Consider the following 705-nt stretch of genomic DNA (forward strand, 5'->3'; position numbering starts at 1 on the left):
TCAGTATAACATCATACCCTTCCTTAGACAAAGAAAAAGCAGGAGAAGTGATGAGCAAATTCGTGGAGTATAAACGACAAATGAACTAAAAATAAGAACAATGTCCAAAACAAAATATTATCACTTATCCCTCCAACACAGCCAAGGAGCAAGGTATTTATACTTTTTAGTCAATGATGAAGCCGAGAATGGCGTTTCTGTTAATGTCAACAAAGCTTGTGTTCTTTTTGACAAAGAAGAAAAAGAAGGCTTTTTAGCGGTTCCCACCTACTTAATAGAGGACTTGGAACGAGAAATAACCGTTTTTGAACAAGGCGATGAAGTTGTTTTTAATACGCCAGAGAACTTGGAGCAATTGGGCTTGCAGGAGGAAGAAGGCGTCTTGGTTCCAATGCAGCAATATTACGTACTTCCAACCGACTATAACAAAGAGGAAGACAGCACCTTTTACTTTTTGCACAAAACTCAAGAAGAAGATGAATGCATTACCAAGAACCTACGCCAGGCAAAATTGACCACCGTATACGCTGAGGATTTTAAGTACCTGTTTCTAAAAAAAGAAAGAATGGAGGCGCTTAGCGTGGATTTAGGAGCCCAGTCAGGAATTGGTGTCAACAACACGGCTGAAAATCGGGCAGCTTTGGGCTTGGAGTATGATGAGGACCTTACGTTGGTAAGAATGGAGGAAAAAGAGGCAACAGAAAC

1 protein-coding gene is annotated in these 705 nt (G+C 40.4%); it reads left to right on the forward strand.

What is annotated here, in order from left to right; all coding sequences use genetic code 11:
- Window positions 1-100 precede the first annotated feature (100 nt).
- On the forward strand, window positions 101-705 hold a 605-nt coding region (locus CG11_RS26295; protein ID WP_156039920.1), incomplete at its 3' end, for a hypothetical protein.

The sequence above is a fragment of the Aureispira sp. CCB-QB1 genome (assembly GCF_000724545.1).
In the GTDB taxonomy this organism is placed as follows: Bacteria; Bacteroidota; Bacteroidia; order Chitinophagales; family Saprospiraceae; genus Aureispira.